Raw genomic sequence first — 22,239 nt, forward strand, 5'->3', positions numbered from 1 at the left:
CAATTTTACTTTATTGCCACCCGCCCCCTACAGAACGGTAAAGAGATGTTATTGCATTCAGTCTCTGGGCTTTCAAAGATGCCAAATCCAATTCTGCCTGAAGCTTATTCGTTTGAGCCATGATGACCTCTACATAAGTCGCTGAATTATATTTAAATAACAGATCAGCTTTCTTCACTGCTTCCCCGGATTTCAATGCCAGTCTTTCCGCAATTTTCTGCTGTTCTTCCAGCTTTTGGATCTGAACCAGCGCATCAGAAACTTCTCCTACCGCTTTCAAAACAGACTGTTTAAAGTTAATTTCTGCCTGATCTGCCAATACTTTAGACTGCTCATACTGTGTCTTCAACTGTTTTCCATTTAAAATTGGCTGTGCTACAGCTCCTGCTATCATCCCGAACAATGAACCCGGAACACTGAACCATTTACTGATCTGAAAAGCATTTACGCCGCCCTGCGCCGTAATATTCAGTGAGGGATACATACTCATTTTCGCCACATGGATCGCTGCTGCACTTTTTCTTACCTCAAGTTCTGCAGTTTTAATGTCTGGTCTGTAACTCAATAATTCTGAAGGAATTCCTGCTGCAATACGATCCGGAGACTGCACATTATTCAGGCTTGCACTTCTTTCGATTTTTCCGGGCATTGAACCGGTGAGCAGGCTCAAAGCATTTTCCTGAGTTGCTACAGAACTTTCAATGGCCGGAATTGATTTCAGAATCTGGTCTTTCACAATTTCCTGCTGCTGTACAGCCAAAGCCGTTACCAGCCCAAGTTCTTGTTGCTTGGTAAGAAACTTCAGCGTATTGTCAGCATACACAAGATTGGATTTTGTAATTTCCAATTGCGTATCCAGCATCAAGAGGTTATAATAACCTTGTACAACGGCAGACACAACTTGTGTTTTCACCGCTTTTGCAGCTTCCTGTGTTTTAAGATATTCTGTTAAAGCCTGTTCCTTTCTCCCTTTAATCTTCCCCCAAATATCTGCCTCCCAGGAAAAACTAAGGGAGGTTGTATAATCTTCCATATACCTTTTTCCCATGAACTGTCCGGCCATCATTCCGTTCATACTGTTGTCTGAAGGACGGTTGATATTGGCATTGGCAGAAGCACTGATCGTTGGAATATTAGCCCATTTACTTTGAGTATACGCTAATGATGCAAATTCGATCTGTTTTAAAGCTACCTGAAGATCATTATTTTGTACGATCGCTTTATCAATCAATCCTACCAGAACCGGATCTTTGAAAAAGTCTTTATAGCTGATTTTAGCAATATTTTCATCTTGTCCTGCAACAATGCTGTCACTTCTAAAGGTTTCTGGCATTTTCACTTCAGGCTGCTTATATTTCTGAACTTTACAGGAAATTACTGTCCCTGAAATCAATGCGATATATGCTATATTTTTAATTTTCATTTTTAAAATCATTTGAATTAATATTCCCAATCTGCATCGGTTACTACTCTTCCGTTGATTCTCTCATGCAAAGCCTGGAATACCACGAAAAGAACCGGAACCACAAAAATTCCTAAGATCGTTCCGAAAAGCATCCCTGAAATTGCTGCATATCCGATAGAATGGTTACCCATCGCCGAAGGACCTACTACGGATAACAAGGGAATCAATCCTGTTATAAATGCCAGGGAAGTCATCAGAATAGGGCGCAGACGGGCTTTCGCACCTTCCACAGCGGAAGCAATAAGACTTTTCCCGGCTCTGCGTCTCTGAATCGCAAATTCTACGATCAGGATACCATTCTTCGCCAAAAGCCCGATCAGCATTACCAATGCAATCTGAACATAAATATTATTAGACAATTCTGCGAATGTTATCCCAACAAAGACTCCTGAAAGCCCCACCGGAATTGCAATCAATACCGCCAAGGGAAGGATATAACTTTCATACTGTGCAGATAAAAGGAAGAATACAAACACAATACATAATCCAAAAATCATAACGGACTGTGAACTGGAACCTGCTTCTTCACGGCTCATCCCTTTATAGTCGTACGTATATCCCGGAGGAAGCACTTGCTTACTCACTTCTTCAACAGCAGCCATTGCCTGCCCCGTACTATATCCCGGAGCAGCCATTACCGTTAAGTTGGATGAGTTGAAAAGATTGAAACGGTCTACCACTTCAGCTCCTGTCACCTGCTTCAGGCTTACCAGCGTATTGATAGGAACCATCTGTCCTAAATTATTTTTAACGAAAATTCCGTTCAGGGATTCTTTGTCCTGTCTTGTCTCCGGAGTAGATTGTACCAATACCCTGTAATATTTCCCGAACCTGTTGAAATCCGAAGCCTGAATACTTCCGTAATACCCCTGCATCACTCCCAGTACATCAGAAACGTTTACTCCCAGCTGGGCAGACTTCACCTCATCTACAAGCACTTCAAACTGCGGATACGTAACATCGAAAGTGGTAAATGCTACCGCAACTTCCGGTCTCTGCATCAAAGCTCCCATCATTCCATAAGAGATATTTCCTAGATTCTGAAGTTCTCCGTTGGTACGGTCCTGAAGCACCAGCTCCATCCCACTTGTATTTCCGAAACCATCTACCGTTGGGGTATTGATTACCAAGAAATTGGCTCTTTTATCCTGAGAAAGCATCCCCTGTGTCTGTCCGATAATGTCATTGATATTATTAACAGCTCCTCTCTCGCCTCCTTTTTTCAATTTAACGAAAATTGAAGCGGCTGAAGATGACATAGAACCACTGAATAAGTTCAATCCGTCTACTGAAATGACTTTATCTACAGCCGGATTTTTCATCAACAAATCTTCCGTATCAGAAACCACTTTGGAAGTTCTGTCCTTTGACGCTCCCGGAGCCAGATTAGCCGTTACGATAATGAAACTCTGATCTTCATCAGGGATAAATCCTTTAGGTGTTGTCATAGACATCCACGCAAACAATCCACCGAAAGTCACAATGATGATCAAAGCGATCCATTTTCTTTTTAACAGGAATAAAACAGCTTTACCATAACGGAATGTCAGTTTATTAAAACCCGCATTGAATCCTGCAAAGAAACGGTCTTTGAAATTCATTTTTTCATGTGTTCCCGGATGATGTTGTTTTAAGAATAAAGCACATAATGCCGGGCTCAACGTCAATGCATTTACTGCTGAAATCACAATCGCAATCGCCAGCGTTAATGCAAACTGCTGGTAAAACAATCCCGTAGAACCACTCATAAAGGCCACCGGAACGAATACCGCAGACATAATCAATGTAATGGAAACAATGGCTCCTGTAATCTCACTCATTGCTGACATGGTAGCTGCTCTAGGATTCAGTTTTTTATGTTCCATTTTGGCGTGAACTGCCTCTACGACAACAATCGCATCATCCACCACAATACCAATGGCCAATACCAAAGCAAACAATGTCAGGATATTAATAGAAAATCCAAACACCTTCATAAAGAAGAACGTTCCTATAATAGATACCGGAACTGCAATGGCCGGGATTAACGTTGAACGGAAATCCTGAAGGAAGATATACACTACAATGAACACCAAAATAAATGCTTCTATCAAGGTATGAATCACCTGTTCTATGGATTGATCCAACGCATCTTTTGTGGCATAAGGAATTTCATAATTCATTCCTGCAGGGAAGGATTTTTCCAGCTCTTTCATTCTTTCCTGAAGAGCGATCTGTACTTCATTGGCATTAGACCCCGCCATCTGGAAGATTGCCATCGTTACGGAAGCTTTTTTATTGTAATTGGAAGAAACCGTATAGCTGTAAGCCCCAAATTCTACTTTGGCAATGTCTTTTAATTTTAAAACAGAACCATCATTCAACGCTTTAATAGTGATATTTTCATATTGTTCAGGCTCTGTAAACTTTCCTTTATAACGAAGTACATATTCCATGACCTCCTTACTTCTTTCTCCTAATCTTCCGGGTGCTGCTTCCAGGTTTTGGGTCTGAATAGCCCGGGAAATATCAGATGGTGTAAGGTTGTACGAGGTCAGTTTATTCGGATCCAGCCAGATACGCATGGAGTAATCTTTATTTCCATATACCATAGCATCTCCTACTCCTTTTACCCTTTTCAGCTCCGGTACGATATTGATCTTGGCATAGTTTTCAAGGAAAAGATCATCCATGGAACCATCTTTACTGGTCAGGGAAACCATCGCAATCATACTGTTCTGTCTTTTCACCGTCGTGATTCCCGCCTGGATAACTTCTGCAGGAAGCTGATTGGTTACCTGCGCCACCCTGTTCTGAACGTTAATTGCCGCCTGATCGGGATCTGTTCCCAATTTAAAAATAACAGTAATGCTTAATGTCCCGTCATTACTCGCTGTAGAAGTAATATAGTCCATATTTTCCACTCCATTGATGGCGTTTTCCAACGGTGGTGCTACCGATCTCGCAATCGTTTCAGCATTAGCTCCCGGATAAGCAGCCGTCACCATAACGGTAGGAGGGGCAATGTCCGGAAATTTGGTAATCGGAAGGCTCACCATACCGACAATCCCCAGAATAACAAGCAATACGGAAATTACCGTTGCCAGTACTGGTCTTTTTATAATTTTCTTTAACATGATTTCTTCTTACGATTTTTTCTGTTGAGCATTTTTCTTTTGTGCCACGACAGGAGTTCCCGGCTGCAATCTGTCAAAGCCGCTGGTGATATATTCATCCCCTGCTTTCAGTCCTTTGGCTACAATGAAGTTATCGCCGGCTTTTCCATTCACTTCAACGGGAAGCATTGCTGCTTTCCCACCCTGAATAGTGAACACAAAAACTTTATCCTGAATGGTTCTGGTAGAAGCAATCGGAAGTAAAACAACATTACTGTAGAACTGATCCAATACAATTTTACCGGTATTTCCGCTTCTTAAAAGATTGTTGGGATTGCTGAATTTTGCTCTTAAAGTAATAGATCCGGTCGTTTTATTGAACTGTCCTTCCACGGCATCAATCTTTCCTGTCTCAGCGTATTTTTCACCACCTGAAAGTAACAGGGTTACCGCCGGAGTATTTTTGATCACCTCATCAATGCTGCTTCCTGCATATTGCTTCTGAAAATTATTAAAATCATTTTCACTCAAGCTGAAGTAAGTATATACCTGATGAATGTCTGACAATAAAGTAATAGGATCCTGGTTACCGGGAGTCATCAAACTTCCCAGACGGTAATTGAATCTTCCGATAAATCCGCTTACCGGAGCTTTGATTGTAGAGAAATTAAGATTGATTTTGGCAGATTCAATGGTAGAATTGGATTGGCTTACCGCTCCTCTTGCACCATTATAAGCAGCTTCTGCCTCTTTCACCTGAATTTCTGAAACCATTTTGTTTCTGAACAGCTCTTTTTTTCTGTCCAGATCAATTTTAGAAGTTGAAAGATTAGCCTGAGCGGTAATCAAAGCTGCCTGAGCACTTTTCAGCTGCTCGCGGAAGACCTGATCTTCAATTTTGAACAAAGGCTGGCCTGCTCTCACAAAGTCCCCTTCATCTACATAAATTTTGCTTAAATATCCTGTTACCTGAGGTCTTATTTCTACATTGGAAACGCCCTCGATAGATGCTGCATATTCTCTGGAAACAGAAGTGTCTCCCTGCGTTACTTTTGCAACCGGTAATTCCGGCGCCTGCTGCTGATATCCTTGGTTTTGATTATTTTTCCTACATCCTGATAAAACGATCAAAGAGAGGAAAAGTAAAGTCGATTTTTGAATAAAAAATCTTTGCATAACAATAGTCCTTTTAAATTTTCCGCACAAAAATCGAACGAAAAAAATTCAATAGGATTATTCGAAAAACTCCTTGTTTTGTCAAAAAGACTCCTTATTTTCAAAAACATGAGAAATATCATTTATAGACAATATAAATAATACTATTTGCTATTTCCAATCAACATTATAGCTTGAATTTGGTAAAAAGACGTCTCAAAACCATAAATCATTCATTATCAATACAAATCATCTTTTCTATATTCTAAAGGAGATCTCGCAGTGTGCTTTTTGAAAAACTTACTGAAAGACGCCTGATCTGAAAATTTCAGCTGTGCAGCAACTTCACTGACATTCAGGTTAGGGTTTTTAAGCAGCAGCCTGGCTTCTACTGCCAGAACCTGATGAATAATCTCGCGTGGAGATTTAAATACGGTTTTATTAATGACTTTTGTAAGGTATTTACGGCTGATAAAAAGCTTATCTGCATAGAACTGAACATTATGTTCTTCTTTGAAATGATCCTGAACCAGCTTAAAAAAACTAGTGGTAAGCTCATCTTCTCTATTGGTTACCGAATGGGGCTTTTCTATCTTTTTAAAATAATTATCAATCTCGTAGATCACCAGTGAAAAATGATGCCAGATCATTTCATTAAAATAATAATTATCTTTTTCTTTATTGTTCAAAGCCTTAAGCTCATCAAGATGGAAATTCAGCTTCCTGTATACATCCGGTTCATTTCTGATGATGTGTGTAGGATCTGATGACAGACTTTTCAGAACATTATTTGATTTATAATTAAAACCTGCATCAGAAATAAAATCCAGCGAAAAGAATATGTATTTGCCGTCATAATCTTCAGCAATTTCATCCAGCCAAAAAGTTTCTAACATTGGGCAAAAGACAATATCACCCTTGGAGACTTTATAACTCTTATCATCCAATCTGAAGGTAACACCCCCTTTCTGTATCATAAAAATACAGAAATAGTCGGAACGGTAAGGGGTATTCGGCTTTATGACGTAATTGGCCCTATCAATTTCCATGACAACAAATTCTTTGATCCTAAGATCAAATTCCACCTGCTGCAGCACTTCATCAAAAGCTAATTGCGAAACAAAATCAGGTTTTGGCTGGGATTTTTTAGACATTGGAAAAAATTAAAACACGAAGATAGTCATTAAGGCGAAAATACTGAGAAGCCCAACAAGTGAATATATTCCTTTGCTAAACAATAACAATCAATTCTTTATTGTACCCATTGTATTTTTCATCAATATAGCCGTGAGGATTGCAGATGACCTCTGTTTCTCCGATCTTATATCTGCACGGAGTATGAATATGTCCATGAATCCAGTAGAGCGGTTTATATTCTGTGATTAAATCATCTAAATTAGAGGCATAGGCAGAAGTTAATGGATCTTCTTTATATTGCTCCGGAACAGATTGTAAGCTGGGCGCATGATGGGTAACGACTATATTGTTAAGCCCATTCGAATTCTCAAGACTTTCTATCAGCCATTGTTTTGAAAACTGATGAATTTTAAAAGTATCCATGGTTCTCATTTTCGAATAGGAAGGATCTCTTCTGATCATTTTATAGTCATTCATCTTCGGCTGACAAAGCATTCCGTACTGAACGGGATTCCCAAAGATGGAAAAATCCGTCCATAAAGTGGCACCATGAAAACGAATTCCTTCAATATCTACAAATGAATTCTCCAAGACAAATACATTGGAATCCAGCGCTGCTTCTTTAATTTTGTTCAGTGTTTTGGGATAGGAACCTTTATAATATTCATGATTGCCCAAAACATAAATTACAGGCTTATTGGGAATTACATTTTTAATCCATTCAACTCCTCTGGTTCCCAAATTGACATCACCTGCCAACACAACAATATCCGAATGATCAAAACATAATTCCGTACTTCCAAATTCCCGGTGAAGATCGCTGATGACCTGTATTTTCATGATGTTTAGTAAAAGAACAAAGGTAGTGAAGGGAAGTGAAAAGGCAAAAAAAGAACCGACACCTAAGCACCGATTCTTCGTCATATAGTTTGTGTATTTTTAAGACCGTTTATGATGAAACGACAACTTCCGCCTGCTTCACTTTTAAGCTTTTTAATATAAAATAGAATAACATTCCGAGAGCTAACAGAGCGTAACCGATCAAAATAATCAGATTCAGGCTTCCCACTGATAATTCTGAAGGAAAGATCTGGCTCATTAATGTCATGAATGACAGTCCAATTCCTGCTCCCAAAAAGTAACTTGTAGAGCTCAAGCTTGATGCTAATCCATAATGGGCAGGTTCAACATCCTGAATTCCCATTACTGAAAGGGCGGTAAAGCAAAACGTCATTCCTACTCCTGAGATACATGCTGCACCCAGCAAAACTATAGCTAACGGATGTCCTATGTAAACGGAGATCAACAGGGACAATCCTCCCATCAGCATAAATAACCATCCCAACACCCCCATTTGAGAAGAGCTCAAACGTTTTGATACCTGGGGTAAAATAAATTTAGCTGTCAAGGCTGATATGATACTGAAGGGAACAAGCATCAATCCTGCAGAAGCAGCGCTATGTCCCATATCTTTCTGAAGCATCAATGAAATCAGGAATAAAAATCCGATAAAGAATGCCCCCAATACAAAGAATGCTCCGTTGGAAACTACCAGGGATCTATGTTTAAACAATTTTAAATCAACCAAAGGCTCAGCAACGGATTTTAATCGGTAATAAACTATAATGAGAAGCACTAATGCCAGAACTAAAGAACCTATTACCAGGAAAGGCTGTTCTTTAATATGAACCAATTCGTGCGTTCCGTACGTAAGACTTAAAAGTCCAAGCACCATCAATATTCCGGAAACCATATCTGTTTTTTGTGCGGTTTCATTTTTCTCATCTGCAGGCAGATAGTAGTAAGAGAGCACCAATGTTATTAAAAGAATAGGAACATTGATCAGGAAAACCCAGTGCCAGCTCAGGTAAGTACTGATAATTCCTCCTACCGAAAGCCCGCTTCCTGATCCAATAGCAGCAAATGAGCTGAAAATTCCGATAGCGTGGTTTCTTTCCTGCTCGCCTCTGAATGTATTGGTTACGATGGATAACGCTGATGGCATCACCAATGCAGCCCCCAACCCTTGTAACGCACGGAATATTGCCAATACTTCAAAATTTTGTGATAATCCAGCTCCCAATGAAGTCAGCATAAAAATCAGGGCTCCCCATAAAAACATTTTCTTTCTTCCTATCTGATCTGAAAGCTTTCCTCCAATGATCAGAAACCCTCCAAAGAACAGAACATATAGGGTCTGCAGCCATTGAACAGTTTCTGCCCCGATCTGAAACTGCTGCTGAATAGAAGGAATTGTTAAATTAATAATGGCAATATCCAAAGCCTCTACAAACGTCCCAACCGATGCTAAAATTAATATTACATTCTTCCTTGTATCCATATATTCAAATTTCCTGCAAAATTAGAATTAACAGAACGTATATAAAAATTTAAACTTAAATTTGGAACAATATTTAAATTACACCTAATTCAAAAGAACAAAACACCTGATACACGGAATAACAATCTATAAAAACAGAACAAAATGGCAACTGAAAATTATATTCCCGACGAAAAAGACTTGTCTATCCTTCGTCTTCTTCAAAAAGATGCGAAAATGAGTGTCCGTGACATTTCAGCAAGAATCAATCTGAGCCCCACTCCTACTCACGAACGTATCAAACGTATGGAAAAACAGGGAATCATTAAAGAATATACTGCTGTTGTAGACCGTAAAAAAGTCAATAAAGGAATGATGGTCATCTGTATGATCGCCCTGAATGTTCATAACAAAAAAACGGCTGGAAAGTTCATTGAGGAAGTCAGTAAACTGAAGGAAGTTGTAGAATTTTATAATATCAGCGGTGATTTTGATTTCATGTTGAAAATTCTCGCTCCCAACATGGATGAATTCCACGAATTTTTCGTGAACAAATTATCAGAAATCGAAGGGATAGGCCAGACCAAGAGTATTTTTGTGATGAGCAGCATCAAGGAAAGTGCCCAGATTGTTTAGTAAATTTTGTCTCAAGAGTGTCATTCTGAACGAAATGAAAAGTAGTGAAGAATCTCATGCATCGAATATCAATAAGATTCTTCCTTCGTCAGAATGACAGAGATCAAATGAGTTGACTTTTAAGACCATATTATTGAGACAGGTTATGCTGCCTTTTGTTTATTTCCAGTAGTTCCAGACTGATCCGTCAAATATTGCCAGGGTCTTGCTGGTTGTATCATAACAAATCATACCCGGATAGGGATTTTTTACGTTAAGATGCGGTGTTGCTACTTTTGGAAGAATCATTGCTTTATCCTGAGATTCGAGGACCAATACTCCATCAGCAGTAGTTGCTGCCTCTCCCATAATCACTCCTTTACCTGATTCCGCAGAATTATTGACGATAACCGCACCTGAATTACCGGCATCAGACAAAGGCTTCCATGTGTCATTTTCGTAGACTTTTACTTTATTATCCGTAACATCAAAGATCAGTGTTCCATTTACCAAAGTCCCTGTAGGAAGTCCGGATGTTGCAGGAAGAATCAAGCCTTTTGTATTTCCGGACACGTTATCAAAGTCCAATATGGTACTATTTCCATCTACCGTCTGCTTACCAATAGCTATCTGAGCAAAAAATGAGTTAAAAACAATCAGGGCTACAGCTATACTTATATTTCTTATATTTTTCATATTCTTTATCGGTTAGATTAATCATTACAGCTTCTTTGTACACATTTCCATTCGGTACCATTATAAAGCTTCACACATTTATCCTGGATATCATATAAAAGCATTCCTTCTTTCGGATTGGCGATGGCATCACCGGGCTGTGGAGTCTGGCTTACATGCTGTACTCTGGTCATGACAAAACCTTTACTTTTCGATTCCATCGCTAAGAATCCATTCGGTATATTTTCAGGCCATGCCGTATTCTTTTGCTGTATGGTAATCCCGAATTTGGTGTATCCATCAGGGGTTCCGGCCGCTCCCGGCTTGGTACAGAATCCGTCAATATCATCAATAATCATAGGAGCATTCCCACAACTTGCTTTATCTTCCGACAGGCCTTCAGGCCAAAGATTCGGACACATTGTTTTTGTTGCATTAGGTCCACAGAAACTGGAGTTTCCCATTCCCAATCCTGTTACAGATCCCATGGCAATGGCTACAATCTGACTGTCATCACTAATGATAGAAGCTCCTCCCCCTCCACTTACGTCTGCTTTTGCAATGCAGTACGCTTTCCCGGCAGGAATTCCAATATATTCAACTGACGGATAGGTAGTAGACTGCTGGGTAAATGTTCCGCATATTTCTACTACACTGTTTGTTCCCAACTCAATAACTGAAGTTGTTCCGGGATAAAAACCTCCAAAGGTTGGATCTTCCTGAATAACCGATCCTACCAGTGATAAAAAGGATTTGGTTCCTAATGTAATTTTCGAGTTTTTCTGAGATCCGAAAGTTCCTACTTTCACGGTCCCGGTAGACTGAACACTTGCTCCGTCACCAATTTCCAAAATCCCATCCACCTGTATACTATTAGACTGCAGCTGCCCGGACTGAATGATAAGTGTTGCCCCATTTGGGATACTGATATTCGTACTTACACTAAGGCTGCCATTCAGGCAATAGGCATTTCCACTTGTCATCGCCTGCCCTGTGTAAGGAATACATTGAGCGTAGGCTACCGCATTGAAAGCCAGCATTAATAAAAAAATGACTTTTTTATTAATATTTAAAAAAAATAAGTTATTCATTTGTATTTGTAATACTTTAACAGATTATTGTCATTTTATTGAAAAATATTTAAATTTTCAATATCACCGACGGACTATTAAACAATTAACATACCAAACACGTGTTTAATTTTTTCATAATCATAGAATGCTTTACTAGAATGCGTATTTCAAAGACAGTCAAACAGACACACAAAACACTATCTTACACAACATTAAAGCTTTAATAAATCACTTACAATCAAGAGCCTATTTTATGTTATTTAAAATTTAAATCGTATTTTCTTATATCCTTAGATGATAGTTTAATGAAAAATTCCGTGTTTTTAAATACAGCATCCTCGTTCATAACATAGCATCCTCAAAACAATGACAGGTTTTATTCATAATATCCCCTTCCCTATTTTCCGTTTGAATAAAGCAATAGATAATCTGAATAACAGATTCCGGCGAAAATTTATATTAAAAAACGTAAATTTGCATCATGAATAACGATACGATATGCGCGCTGGCTACCGCCAATGGAATAGGTGCTTTAGGCATCATCCGGGTTTCAGGAAATGAAGTTCTGTCTGTGGTTCAGAAAAGTTTTCCGGCCAAAAAACTGGAAAAACAGAAATCCCATACCATTCATTACGGTTATTTTATGGATGAGGAGGAAGCTATTGATGAAGTAATGCTTTCGATCTTCCTGGCTCCGAAAAGTTTCACCACTGAAAATTCTGTGGAAATTGCTTTTCACGGATCTCCGCATATTGGAAAACGTATTCTTGAAACCCTGACCAAAAATGGAGCAAGAATGGCCAAAGCAGGAGAATTTACACTTCGTGCTTTTATCAATGGGAGAATTGACCTTTCTCAGGCAGAAGCTATTGCTGATGTGATTGCTTCTGAGAATGAGGCTTCCAGAAAAGTTGCCATCAACCAACTGAAAGGGGGAATCACCAATGAAATCTCTATATTAAGAACCGATCTTCTGAATTTTGTCTCCCTGATTGAACTGGAGCTGGATTTTGCCGAAGAAGATGTAGAATTTGCGGACAGAAGCGCTCTAAGCGGATTACTGGATAAAATTGAATTAAAATTAAATTCTCTTATTGAAAGTTTCCAATACGGGAATGCCATTAAAAACGGAACAGCAGTCGCCATCATCGGAAAACCGAATGCAGGAAAGTCTACTCTACTGAATTCCCTTTTAAAGGAAGAAAGAGCTATTGTAAGTAATATTGCCGGAACTACCCGGGATACCATTGAAGAAATTCTTCATATCAAAGGGCATGCTTTCCGTTTGATTGATACAGCAGGATTACGTGATACAGTAGATGAAATAGAAGCCATCGGCGTTAAAAAAGCCAAAGAAAAGGTAGAAAATGCTAATATCCTTGTTTATCTGGCTGATGCTGCTACTGAAGATTTTTCAGAGGATATTGAAATGATCCAATCTCTGTTGAGAGAAGATCTGAAACTGATTATTTGTGCTACAAAAATTGATGAGGTTACTCCTACAAAATACGAAACGGTAGAAGCAATCTTCAGAAATGCGATCTCTAATGAGTTTGATTTTATTAAAATCTCAGCAGTTGAAAATCAAAATATCCAGGATCTGAAAAATGAATTATCCTCTTATGTAGAGCAATTAAAAGCATCTGAAAACAATGTGGTCATAACCAATCAACGTCACTACGAGGCTTTACAAAAGTCTTTACAGGCTGTAGATAAAGTGAAAGAAGCTATTTCTTTCCAGATTTCCACAGAATTACTAGCTTATGAATTGAGAAACGCTTTAGAACATCTTGGCGAAATCTCCGGTGAGGTTACCAATGATGAGGTGCTGGGGAATATTTTTTCTAAGTTTTGTATCGGAAAGTAGACTGTGTTTTAGATTGTATATAGATTGCAGTTGCAATAATGCGAAAAACCCTTTAAATGTAATTTTTAAAGGGTTTTTTATCTGTTTTCTGTTTTATTCTACAAGTTAATATTGCAGGATATATACATTCTATCTGTTTCTATTTTGTTTCTATGAATTTGATTTATCATATCATGAAGGTGAGGTTGTTGATTTAACCCATAAGAAAGTTCATTGGAATCATCAAATATCAACTCTGCATCACAAGGCTTTTTATGCTACCCGAAATGAGGAAAGTGATTTTGGTTTACATACGGTTTTAACAAACTTGAAGAAAATATTTAAACCCTTTGTAACGTATGAAGGTCAAGAACTCGTAGGGTATGATCTAAAAAATTCGCAACCGTTTTTCTTGATACTTTTAATAGATTCTACTATAAATAATAATAGTAGTATAAACAATATAATAGATAGAATATATACTAAAAAGATTTATAATTCCTTTATGTTGCAGAAACTCCGTGAAGTCCTTTCTACAGAGGATTTCCAGAAAGAGTATGAGGTTTTTAAAACTTGGGTTCTCAATGGTGAAATTTATGAAAATATGGAAAGTATAATAAATCCTAAGAAGCGTTTAGGTTCTTATTTTGCAAATAAATATATCGCTAGGAAAAAGGTAACGGAAAAGAAAAAAATGGACAATGTTAGAGCTTTGATGAAAGGAGTTATTTTCACTTTATTTTTTAGTAGTGTAAATACAAGAAACTCGGATTACAAAACTTTTAAAGGAGATTTTCCAAATTTAGTTAATGTAATAGAGATCTTTAAGAAGAACGCTAATGCTGATTTTTCTAAACTTTTACAAAATACTGAATCAGCATGTATCATTGATTTTGTATCAAAAAAAATCGCCAATGAATACCCAGAAATGCCGTTGTTTTCGATTCATGACTCTTTATCTACCACAGAGAATTATGCTCATATTTTAGAAGATTTGATGCCTAAATACATCTTTGGGTATACAGGTTTAATGCCTAAAATCGAGGAAGAAAAATGGAAAAAACATGATTTTCAAGTTGATTATAAAAAACGATTAGAATTACATCCCGAATGGTACGCTTATAACGGTTTTTAATGTGTTTTTGAAACGTTTTATATTAGATTATATGTATAAGAATAGAAAAACAGGCTAAATAAAGCCTGTTTTCTATCCTCATAATATTTGGAATTAACTTTTTTCAGATTAGAATTTTTGCAAAAAAATTCTTAAAAACATTTTCAATTTTTATTTAGGTTATTAGACCAAGAGCTATTAAATCTAAAATCAATATGAAGCTTTTTTAATATTGAGTTTGCTTGTTTATCAGTAATCAGCTTTTTTTTAATTTCTGAACCTGTATAAATGTATAATAATTTATTTCCTGTATTTCGTTCATATCTAGCTTCTAATATACTATCTTTAGTAAAATAGAACTTATCCATTTCTGCTCCTAAATCACTTTTTAATAAATTAATATATTTTATACGATGTCCTAGTACAGTCGTATCAGGTGAATGGAAATTTGTAAACTTATTGGGGCTAGTTTCTAAAATCCAGTTGTTTGGCAATAAAGGTATATTGTTTTTTTTTCTGAAGTCATTGTAGTTTGTTCCAAATTTATCAATAGAATACTCTTCTTTATAAAAAAAGGTATTGTATAAACTATAAGTTAGAAGTAAAACTAATATTATTCCTATTAAATTTTTATAATTTTTGTTTGACATATTTATTTGTATTTAATCTTCATTTGATGCTTAACATTTATAATGACATCTTTTGGCTCAGTATTATTTAATGCAGTATATGTTATAGCAGTAGTACCAACCCCTATAATCGTTCCTGTCCACCCAGCTTTGGTAAAGCCTAAAATTGTACCTACCAATCCAGCATGTGTATTTCCTTTGTTTAATCTTTCCAAATAATCTTGAGCTCCACTTTTTCTTTCACTCAATCTATGTTCTGAAACAGCTTTAACAGTGGACGCAAAATCTTTCAATGGTGCAGAATTAGCCTTTGCATCATTTATATTATATTGATTTGTGTTTGTCGATTTTTTAAGAGTTTTACCATCTGCATTTTGTTCTACATAAGATACTGTTTCGTTTACATTTGAAATATTTCCATCAACATCAACTATTGCTTGATGAGTATATGTTGTTTGAGTATAAATTAGACTTTCGTTTCCATTTGTATCAGTCTGAGCGTACCTTGAATTACTTTGATTCTGCAATGTTACTGTCTCTGGACCATCTGTTGAATGTTTTCCAGGATTAAACGTTACTTTTATATCCGTACTTGAAGTATTTCGTATTAATTTTCTGCCTGGATCTTCTGTTTGAATATTGTTTCCTGCGTTTGCATTATTTACACCCGCAGCCCAGCCATTTATAAATTCTTCTATAGATTCTCTACCATCAGGATCAATAAATCTAACAGGATTGCTAAAAGCATAATTATAAGGGTTATGTCTCGTCATCTTTTCAGCCAAAGGATCAACGACACCCCATCTTCCAATATCTGGCATATAAAACCTCGATCCATAATCATACATTCCAGATTCTTGTATTTCCTTTCCGTTGTACTTATAGTCTTTATATCCTCCTAAACTAGATTTAATTCCGCCAATATGGTTTGCTCCAAAAGCATAATAGTTATTCGTATCTGTAATTTCAATATTGCCTTGACTGTTTTTAGCATAACTTACTCTTGAATTTCCCAAATGATCTTTATACTGGTAAATATAGCGATTTTCTGTAAAGCTATAAAAACCCTCTGAAGTTGGGACAAAATCCAATAACCAACCTAAAGAACCAAAAGGAGGACGATCAAGAATTATAGGATTTTTAAATGCTTCCTGTTCATAGGCTACACTTGTTCTGCACCATGGACATGGCTGCACAATTTCCGAAAAACTATATTGAAAACCGTCTAAATAATCAGTATATGCATAAGAGGTGGATTGACCTCTTCCTCCACCTGACGTATTTGTTTTACGAAGTTTTGTTCCATCAGCACGGTATAAATAATTTAAGGTAAAATTAACATTAGTGCCAAATGGATCTGCTTGGCTAATAGAAAAACTATCAGGAAGGCTCAAGTGATTATAAGAAATGTTTTGAATTCCTTTATCCTTCATATTAGTCATACTTCCATTCAGGTCATAATCAATAATATTATTTCCTCCCTCATAACCTGTACTGTTAGGAGCATTTTCAATAATCTTATAAAGACGATTTCCAGTATATTTATATTCTAAATCATCTACCATTGTTGCCGTTGGTGAAAATACTTGTGGAGCAAACCTTTTCAAGGTCATTATGTTTCCATTTAAATCATATGTGAGATTTTCATTGAAAAAATTATTAAATGGATTGGTGGAAGATGGCTCTGTATAAATTGCGTCTTTAAGTCTATTGAGCTTATCATAATTGTAAGTATATCTTTTCAATATTCCATCCTGAGAGTTTATCCAATCAATTTCTGCAATATTCCCATTAAATCTTCCAGGTGCAATATTTGAATATGTTGGATTGTTGTATTTTACTTCATAGGCAAATAATTTTCCATTAAGATTAGCGGGATCATTTATTTTAGTGGCAATTCCCCTAATATTATATGCGTAATCAACACTTTGTAAAGGAGAAGAAGCAACAATTCCACCTACCTTTTTATTGGTAACCTGAGAAAGCTCATTATAAGTGTTTTGAGTCAGATATTCAACAGGATTACTATCAACCTGATGAGTATGAGATAATAATCTATTTTGAGAATCATTGGTAAAGTTTTCTGTGATCACTCTATCCGTATCAGTATCTAACCTCTTGTGACGAGTAACCATCTGCTGAACCACTCCTGCAAAATCAAGTTTGGAATCTATTTTAGTACGCCCTCCTAAATGATTAATAGAATAAGATCCAATTATTCTTGCTTTTTTGTCATAATAAGTATAGTTTCTTGTCCAATTATCATCTTCAATGTTTTTAATTAAACTCATTATAGGAAGACCTTTAGTGTTTTTTCCTTCAATATATGAAGTATCTTTTAAGATAGTCTCTCCAAAAATATCATTTGGAAAAGTTGGGTTGAAGCTATACTGAGGATAAGTGTCATAATAATTAACGCTCAGTACCTTTTCAAGAATATTAAAATAATTATTAGAGTACTGAACTTGCATTCCATTCTGAGTAAACCCAGAACTATTTCTACTCTCAATGATTATTTTATCACCTGCTTGGAGTTGCATGTTTTCTCTGCTGCCCCCCGAAATGATTGAGGTATAAGCAACTCTTCCAAATTGATCATATTTAGTTAAAAACCATTGGCTTTGTGCGTTCATAACTGCATCTTGAGAAAGAACTAATCTATCTGCTTTGTCATACACCATGTATTCCCAGCCTTTGCCAGGAAGCTTCTTTTCTACTAACCTATTTTTTACATCATATTTGTATTGGTAACATAAATCATCAAGTACAGTATTAGGGTTACCTTCTAGAGAGGCTTTTGGCGGAATTACAAAAGCTAACTGGTTGTAGTTATTGTAAACATAGTATGTATCTGCTTTTTCAGTTTCACTAATAACTTTTCTAACTAAAACAACTTGCCCAAGACCATTTTTAAATTCAATAGTCTTATTACCATCTTCATCCGTAACTGTATTTTTATATAATTGTTTAGCTGCTACATCACCAACTAAACTAATGCTCGTCTGAAAGGTCGTGTAATCAAAAGTTGCTACATAATTCTTTACTTCACCAATAATATTTATATCATAACCAAGAGTAGCTGGATGGTTTGACCAGTCATTTCCAACTTGCCTTTGTTCAAATAGTCTATTTAATGGAGAGTCTTCTAATTGCTTTTCCGTGAAAATCTTTTCTCCTGCATAAATATTTGACGGATCTGTAACAGGATAAGGATTATGACCTGCAGTTTGTGTATATATTAATCCATTGTTTGTAGATGTTTGTGGAATTGGTAAATAATCTCTCCTTTGTCTTCCAAATTGATCATAAACAATAGGAGTAACAACATCTTTACCTTGCGGAGATGCTTTGACATTAATTACTTGTTTAGGTCTTCCTAATCCATCAAAATATTCTACAGTATTGATTTGTTTGGCATTTGGATCAGAAGCCGTTTTTTCTTCTAAATAAGTTCTGGTTTGTATATAATTTTCAGTATCTGTCTGTGCATAGGAAAAACCTACCACAAATAACATACTGATGGGTAAAATTATTCTTTTCATCGTTTTTAGTTTATGGGGAAAATTATGTCGTAACTATAAGAAGTGTTATTACCTGGAGCTGTTGAATGTGATCTTAAAATAACATCTCCATTTGTTTTAATTGTATAGTACACCTGTCCATTATAAGAAGAGTACTCTGTCGTTGGTAAGCAACTTCCGCTTATTGTAGCTACTTTAACTCCTGTCGTCATCCAAGGTAAGTTAGTTGAGTTTGATCCAGAAGAAAAACCAAAAGATGCTTTGTAATAACCGTTCGATTGGACTGAAACACTTCCTCCTCCGCTAATCCCAATTGAGGTATTAAAAGAAAGATTACAAGTAAAAGGAGTACATGTTCCACTTGGATTATTATTTGCGGCATTCTGCCCATTAGCATTTACATCATTCTGTGCTTTCTGATCTGCATCAGCCTGACTGATAATAGATGAATATGTATTGGGAGCTACAGTATAAGTGAAGGATGAACCAATTCCACTACCACCACAATATTTGGTGAAATTTCCGCTTTTCTCAGAATTATAATACGTTGTCGGAGCATAATTGTAATTAAACTCTTTCAGCAAATTACCTGTTTTAGTTGCTTCTCTAATTTCTTTTAGTCTACCCGCAGTATCGTATATATATACTTGTCTTATTCCCGAAGGAGAAGTAACACTTGTTATCCCTTTTAAAGGATCATAAGAATAAGTTGTAGTCTGATAATCTTTAAATGCATCATCAGTTCTAACATTATCCAAGGAGTTTATTAATGTACCTTCATTATTGGGGTTTAATGCATCATCGTCTGAAGCATTGATAATGGAAATAACTTTAGCATTATCTTTTATGTTATTATAAATAGCTCCTTCAATTTTAGCAATGGGCTGTGTATTATTGTACCCCCAAATAATTGTGACTGGTATTCCTTCTTTGGTTGTATACTGTAAAAGATTTCCTTTAGAGTCATATTTATCATAAACAATATCAGTTTGCTGACTGTTATCTAAATTGTATGATTTACTCGATAAAGGTAAGGCAAATTCTCCCGTTATTGAGCCAGAGGAAACAGGATAAATTGTCTCAACCTTTGAAATCATTTTTCCTTGATCAGAGATACCATTTTTTAATGTTGATGTTGTAATCAAAGGGATACCTAAAATATTTTTACTTGTTAACCATGTTTGATTTAGATCAACAGGATATTGGTATTTAGTCTCTGTAACTTTTCCGTTTGAGACAATATTCTGATTGGTCGTCATCAAATTATATGGCTCATTATAAGTATAATTACTCTCTTCAGACACCATCCCATTCGGAAGATAGCTCTCTTTAATTACTTTTGTTAAGAAGCTATTTTCATTTCTAATATAGTTTTTTGATTTTAAACCATATTTTACAGATGTAAAATTACATGATGCTCTCTCTTGTTTATAATCAGATATAGACTTTTGTACTAACAAGCTATCCTTTACATAGTTTTTATATTTATATATTTCTCTATTAAGTATTATACCTGAATTGTCTTTAATTGTTTTTTGAGTTAAAAGACCTCTTCTATGGCTTTGAGACATTACATTAATATATGGAAACTTGCTTTCTTTTAGAACTTTAATATTTGCTGGTGCTACTAAAATTGAACAAGGAGGTAAGCCAATTGTTCCAGGATCACAATCATTAAAATTAAACTTTTCTAGCAAATCAGGAAACTCATTAAAGTTACTATACTCACTAACTGTTTTTCCATTTCCCGTAATAGCCTCTTCAACTTTTGAATACAATACATAAGCACTATTATTAATAGCCAAACCTATCTTAGGCTTATTAGTATCAAAAAAAGCAATTTGCCCAGATGATTTTCCATTATCTAATTTATAAGTATAATTTTTCTCTAATGCAGTTCCATCATTAAAAATTTGAGTAAATTTCTTTATTCTTGCAGTTCCTAATTTATAAGTTCCACCTTCAAGATCAAAATCGTCATTCTCATACTGAACTAATAATCCTCCACCAGTCGGATAAGAAACACTTGTTAATAGACCTATTAAAGAGCTTTCATTAGACGATCTATTGACAGATCCTATTACAGAAGTGTAATTGGTATTATTTAATTGAAATGGTAAATAATTATTTGATCCTAGCTGTGGATAATAATACATTTTATCTTGAGGATATAAATTTCCATCATATCCCTGTGCCTCATTTTGAACCAATTGAAAATCAGTAGGGTTGTTGTTGAAAAAACCTAAAAAATCTATCTTTGAGGATGTCCTTTTGGGAAATACTCCATTTGAATTATTAACTCCATAATTGAAGACATAATTTCCACTTGAAGAATCTTTTATTTTATCCAATCTTAATCTAAGACAAGTATAATTATCTGTACAGGTTGAAGAGTTAGCAGGTTGAAAATAAGAATATTCTAAATCAAAATATTTGATTGTTTGACCATTTAAATTTTTAATTTCAATTTTACTTAAAATGTTACCATCATAATCCTGTCTTTTAGTAGTATAAATAAAGTTAATAGATCCTTCTTCGAAATTAATAGTTTTTATTCTTTTAGGACTCAAATTAGCTGTATAAATATTTTTGTTATGGATAGGATTTTGCACAATAGTACCTGGATCTGGACTTGTTCCTACATTAAAAACACCACCTGTTCCATCTTCTAAAACCATCACAACATTTGCATTTAAAGTTGGATTAAGATATAAGTTTTCGAAGTTTTCGTATATGTAATTTATCTTTTTAGAGGAATTAGGTGATTTTATTTCGTTTAATTTATATGTAGTTATGTCTCTAGGCAAACGGCTTAATCTATCGTCAAGTGTTTGAGGAAAAAAATTAATTGCTGTTCCTTCTAAAGTATTAAAAGAATATTCATACCCTAATCCATTTTTGATCGTAAAATTAGGGAAACCTATTAAACCACTATTGCTGTTATTCGGATCTAGTAATAAAGATGTTGCTCCTGGGGTCACAAAGTCAGATTTTGAATTTGTGTTTTCTGTGAACTGAGGGGTAAATCTTTTATTAAGCCCTGCCTTCATATAAAATTTATCATTAAGCCCAGGTGCATTAATTTTATAAAAATCTGGGGATGAATCAACCTGATAATCTAATAATCCCGTCCAATCGTTATCACTATCATCAAAATATCCCCTTGTAATTCTATACCATCTTTGCTGTTGTTCTGGCTCAAAACTACCGCAATATGGATCAAAATAATATCCTATGGATATAAAATCATCCATATCTCTTACTTCTTTTACAATATTTCCTCCGTATATCAAGCTCCAGCCTAATCCTACATCACTAGCAATGTCCGCAACTTTCACTCCTTTTGTGTCATATTTTAATTTTACAGGAATATCTAAGCCATCTAGTTTTATTGTATAAATAGGAATTTCAATATCTGTGCCTCCAATCGAACTTATATTTGGGAAATCTGAATACCTGAATAATTTTGATACTTCTGGTGTTGAAAAGGTCGGTATTTGTACTGTGCTTGTTGCTGGAGGAAAATTATTTCCCTGAGAAAATAATACAATAGGTATAATTAATAGTAATAATTTTAATATATTTTTCTTCATT

Annotated in this window: 14 protein-coding genes; 3 read left to right on the forward strand and 11 right to left on the reverse strand. The window is 35.7% G+C overall.

What is annotated here, in order from left to right; all coding sequences use genetic code 11:
* Positions 1–10 precede the first annotated feature (10 nt).
* From AC07UM_RS17950 to AC07UM_RS17975, 6 genes are all read right to left on the reverse strand, one after another.
* Positions 11–1,423 (reverse strand): efflux transporter outer membrane subunit, encoded by a 1,413-nt coding sequence (locus AC07UM_RS17950; RefSeq protein WP_494681429.1) that lies wholly within the window; start codon positions 1,421–1,423, stop codon positions 11–13.
* A gap of 17 nt (positions 1,424–1,440) precedes the next feature.
* Positions 1,441–4,581 (reverse strand): efflux RND transporter permease subunit, encoded by a 3,141-nt coding sequence (locus AC07UM_RS17955; RefSeq protein ID WP_494681430.1) that lies wholly within the window; start codon positions 4,579–4,581, stop codon positions 1,441–1,443.
* A gap of 9 nt (positions 4,582–4,590) precedes the next feature.
* Positions 4,591–5,736, reverse strand: a complete 1,146-nt coding sequence (locus AC07UM_RS17960; RefSeq protein ID WP_494681431.1) for an efflux RND transporter periplasmic adaptor subunit — start codon at positions 5,734–5,736, stop codon at positions 4,591–4,593.
* A gap of 218 nt (positions 5,737–5,954) precedes the next feature.
* Positions 5,955–6,869: a helix-turn-helix domain-containing protein gene (locus AC07UM_RS17965; RefSeq protein WP_494681432.1), complete on the reverse strand. Its 915-nt coding sequence runs from the start codon at positions 6,867–6,869 to the stop codon at positions 5,955–5,957.
* 76 nt (positions 6,870–6,945) lie between these two features.
* Entirely contained in the window at positions 6,946–7,692 is a 747-nt protein-coding gene (locus AC07UM_RS17970) for a metallophosphoesterase (protein ID WP_494681433.1), read from the reverse strand.
* A gap of 109 nt (positions 7,693–7,801) precedes the next feature.
* On the reverse strand, positions 7,802–9,193 hold the full coding sequence (locus tag AC07UM_RS17975; protein ID WP_494681434.1) for an MFS transporter: 1,392 nt from the start codon (positions 9,191–9,193) through the stop codon (positions 7,802–7,804).
* A 144-nt stretch (positions 9,194–9,337) separates the two neighbouring features.
* Here AC07UM_RS17975 and AC07UM_RS17980 point away from each other — a divergent pair, with 144 nt between their 5' ends.
* Positions 9,338–9,808: an Lrp/AsnC family transcriptional regulator gene (locus tag AC07UM_RS17980; RefSeq protein WP_103234178.1), complete on the forward strand. Its 471-nt coding sequence runs from the start codon at positions 9,338–9,340 to the stop codon at positions 9,806–9,808.
* Between the two features lie 159 nt (positions 9,809–9,967).
* Here AC07UM_RS17980 and AC07UM_RS17985 read toward each other — a convergent pair whose 3' ends face one another.
* Together AC07UM_RS17985 and AC07UM_RS17990 are read right to left on the reverse strand one after the other, a co-directional pair.
* Complete coding sequence (locus tag AC07UM_RS17985) at positions 9,968–10,483, reverse strand: phage tail-like protein (RefSeq protein ID WP_494681435.1); 516 nt, start codon at positions 10,481–10,483, stop codon at positions 9,968–9,970.
* Positions 10,484–10,500: 17 nt separating this feature from the next.
* Positions 10,501–11,553, reverse strand: coding sequence for a phage tail-like protein (locus AC07UM_RS17990; RefSeq protein ID WP_494681436.1), 1,053 nt, complete (start codon positions 11,551–11,553; stop codon positions 10,501–10,503).
* 463 nt (positions 11,554–12,016) lie between these two features.
* Between AC07UM_RS17990 and mnmE the strand changes: the two genes are divergently transcribed.
* Positions 12,017–13,402, forward strand: coding sequence for a tRNA uridine-5-carboxymethylaminomethyl(34) synthesis GTPase MnmE (gene mnmE, locus AC07UM_RS17995; protein ID WP_494681437.1), 1,386 nt, complete (start codon positions 12,017–12,019; stop codon positions 13,400–13,402).
* 307 nt (positions 13,403–13,709) lie between these two features.
* Entirely contained in the window at positions 13,710–14,516 is an 807-nt protein-coding gene (locus tag AC07UM_RS18000; RefSeq protein ID WP_494681438.1) for a hypothetical protein, read from the forward strand.
* A gap of 143 nt (positions 14,517–14,659) precedes the next feature.
* On the opposite strand, the gene AC07UM_RS18005 is transcribed toward AC07UM_RS18000, so the two are convergent.
* Genes AC07UM_RS18005 through AC07UM_RS18015 form a run of 3 tightly spaced genes read right to left on the reverse strand, consistent with a single transcriptional unit; the run spans position 14,660 to position 22,238 of the window.
* A complete protein-coding gene (locus AC07UM_RS18005) occupies positions 14,660–15,145 on the reverse strand; it encodes a hypothetical protein (RefSeq protein ID WP_494681439.1) in 486 nt (161 codons plus the stop codon).
* Between the two features lie 2 nt (positions 15,146–15,147).
* Positions 15,148–18,666 (reverse strand): DUF6443 domain-containing protein, encoded by a 3,519-nt coding sequence (locus AC07UM_RS18010; protein WP_494681440.1) that lies wholly within the window; start codon positions 18,664–18,666, stop codon positions 15,148–15,150.
* 5 nt (positions 18,667–18,671) lie between these two features.
* Positions 18,672–22,238, reverse strand: coding sequence for a DUF5977 domain-containing protein (locus tag AC07UM_RS18015; protein ID WP_494681441.1), 3,567 nt, complete (start codon positions 22,236–22,238; stop codon positions 18,672–18,674).
* Position 22,239 lies beyond the last annotated feature (1 nt).

This window comes from Chryseobacterium sp. GW821-FHT04C04, assembly GCF_059420365.1.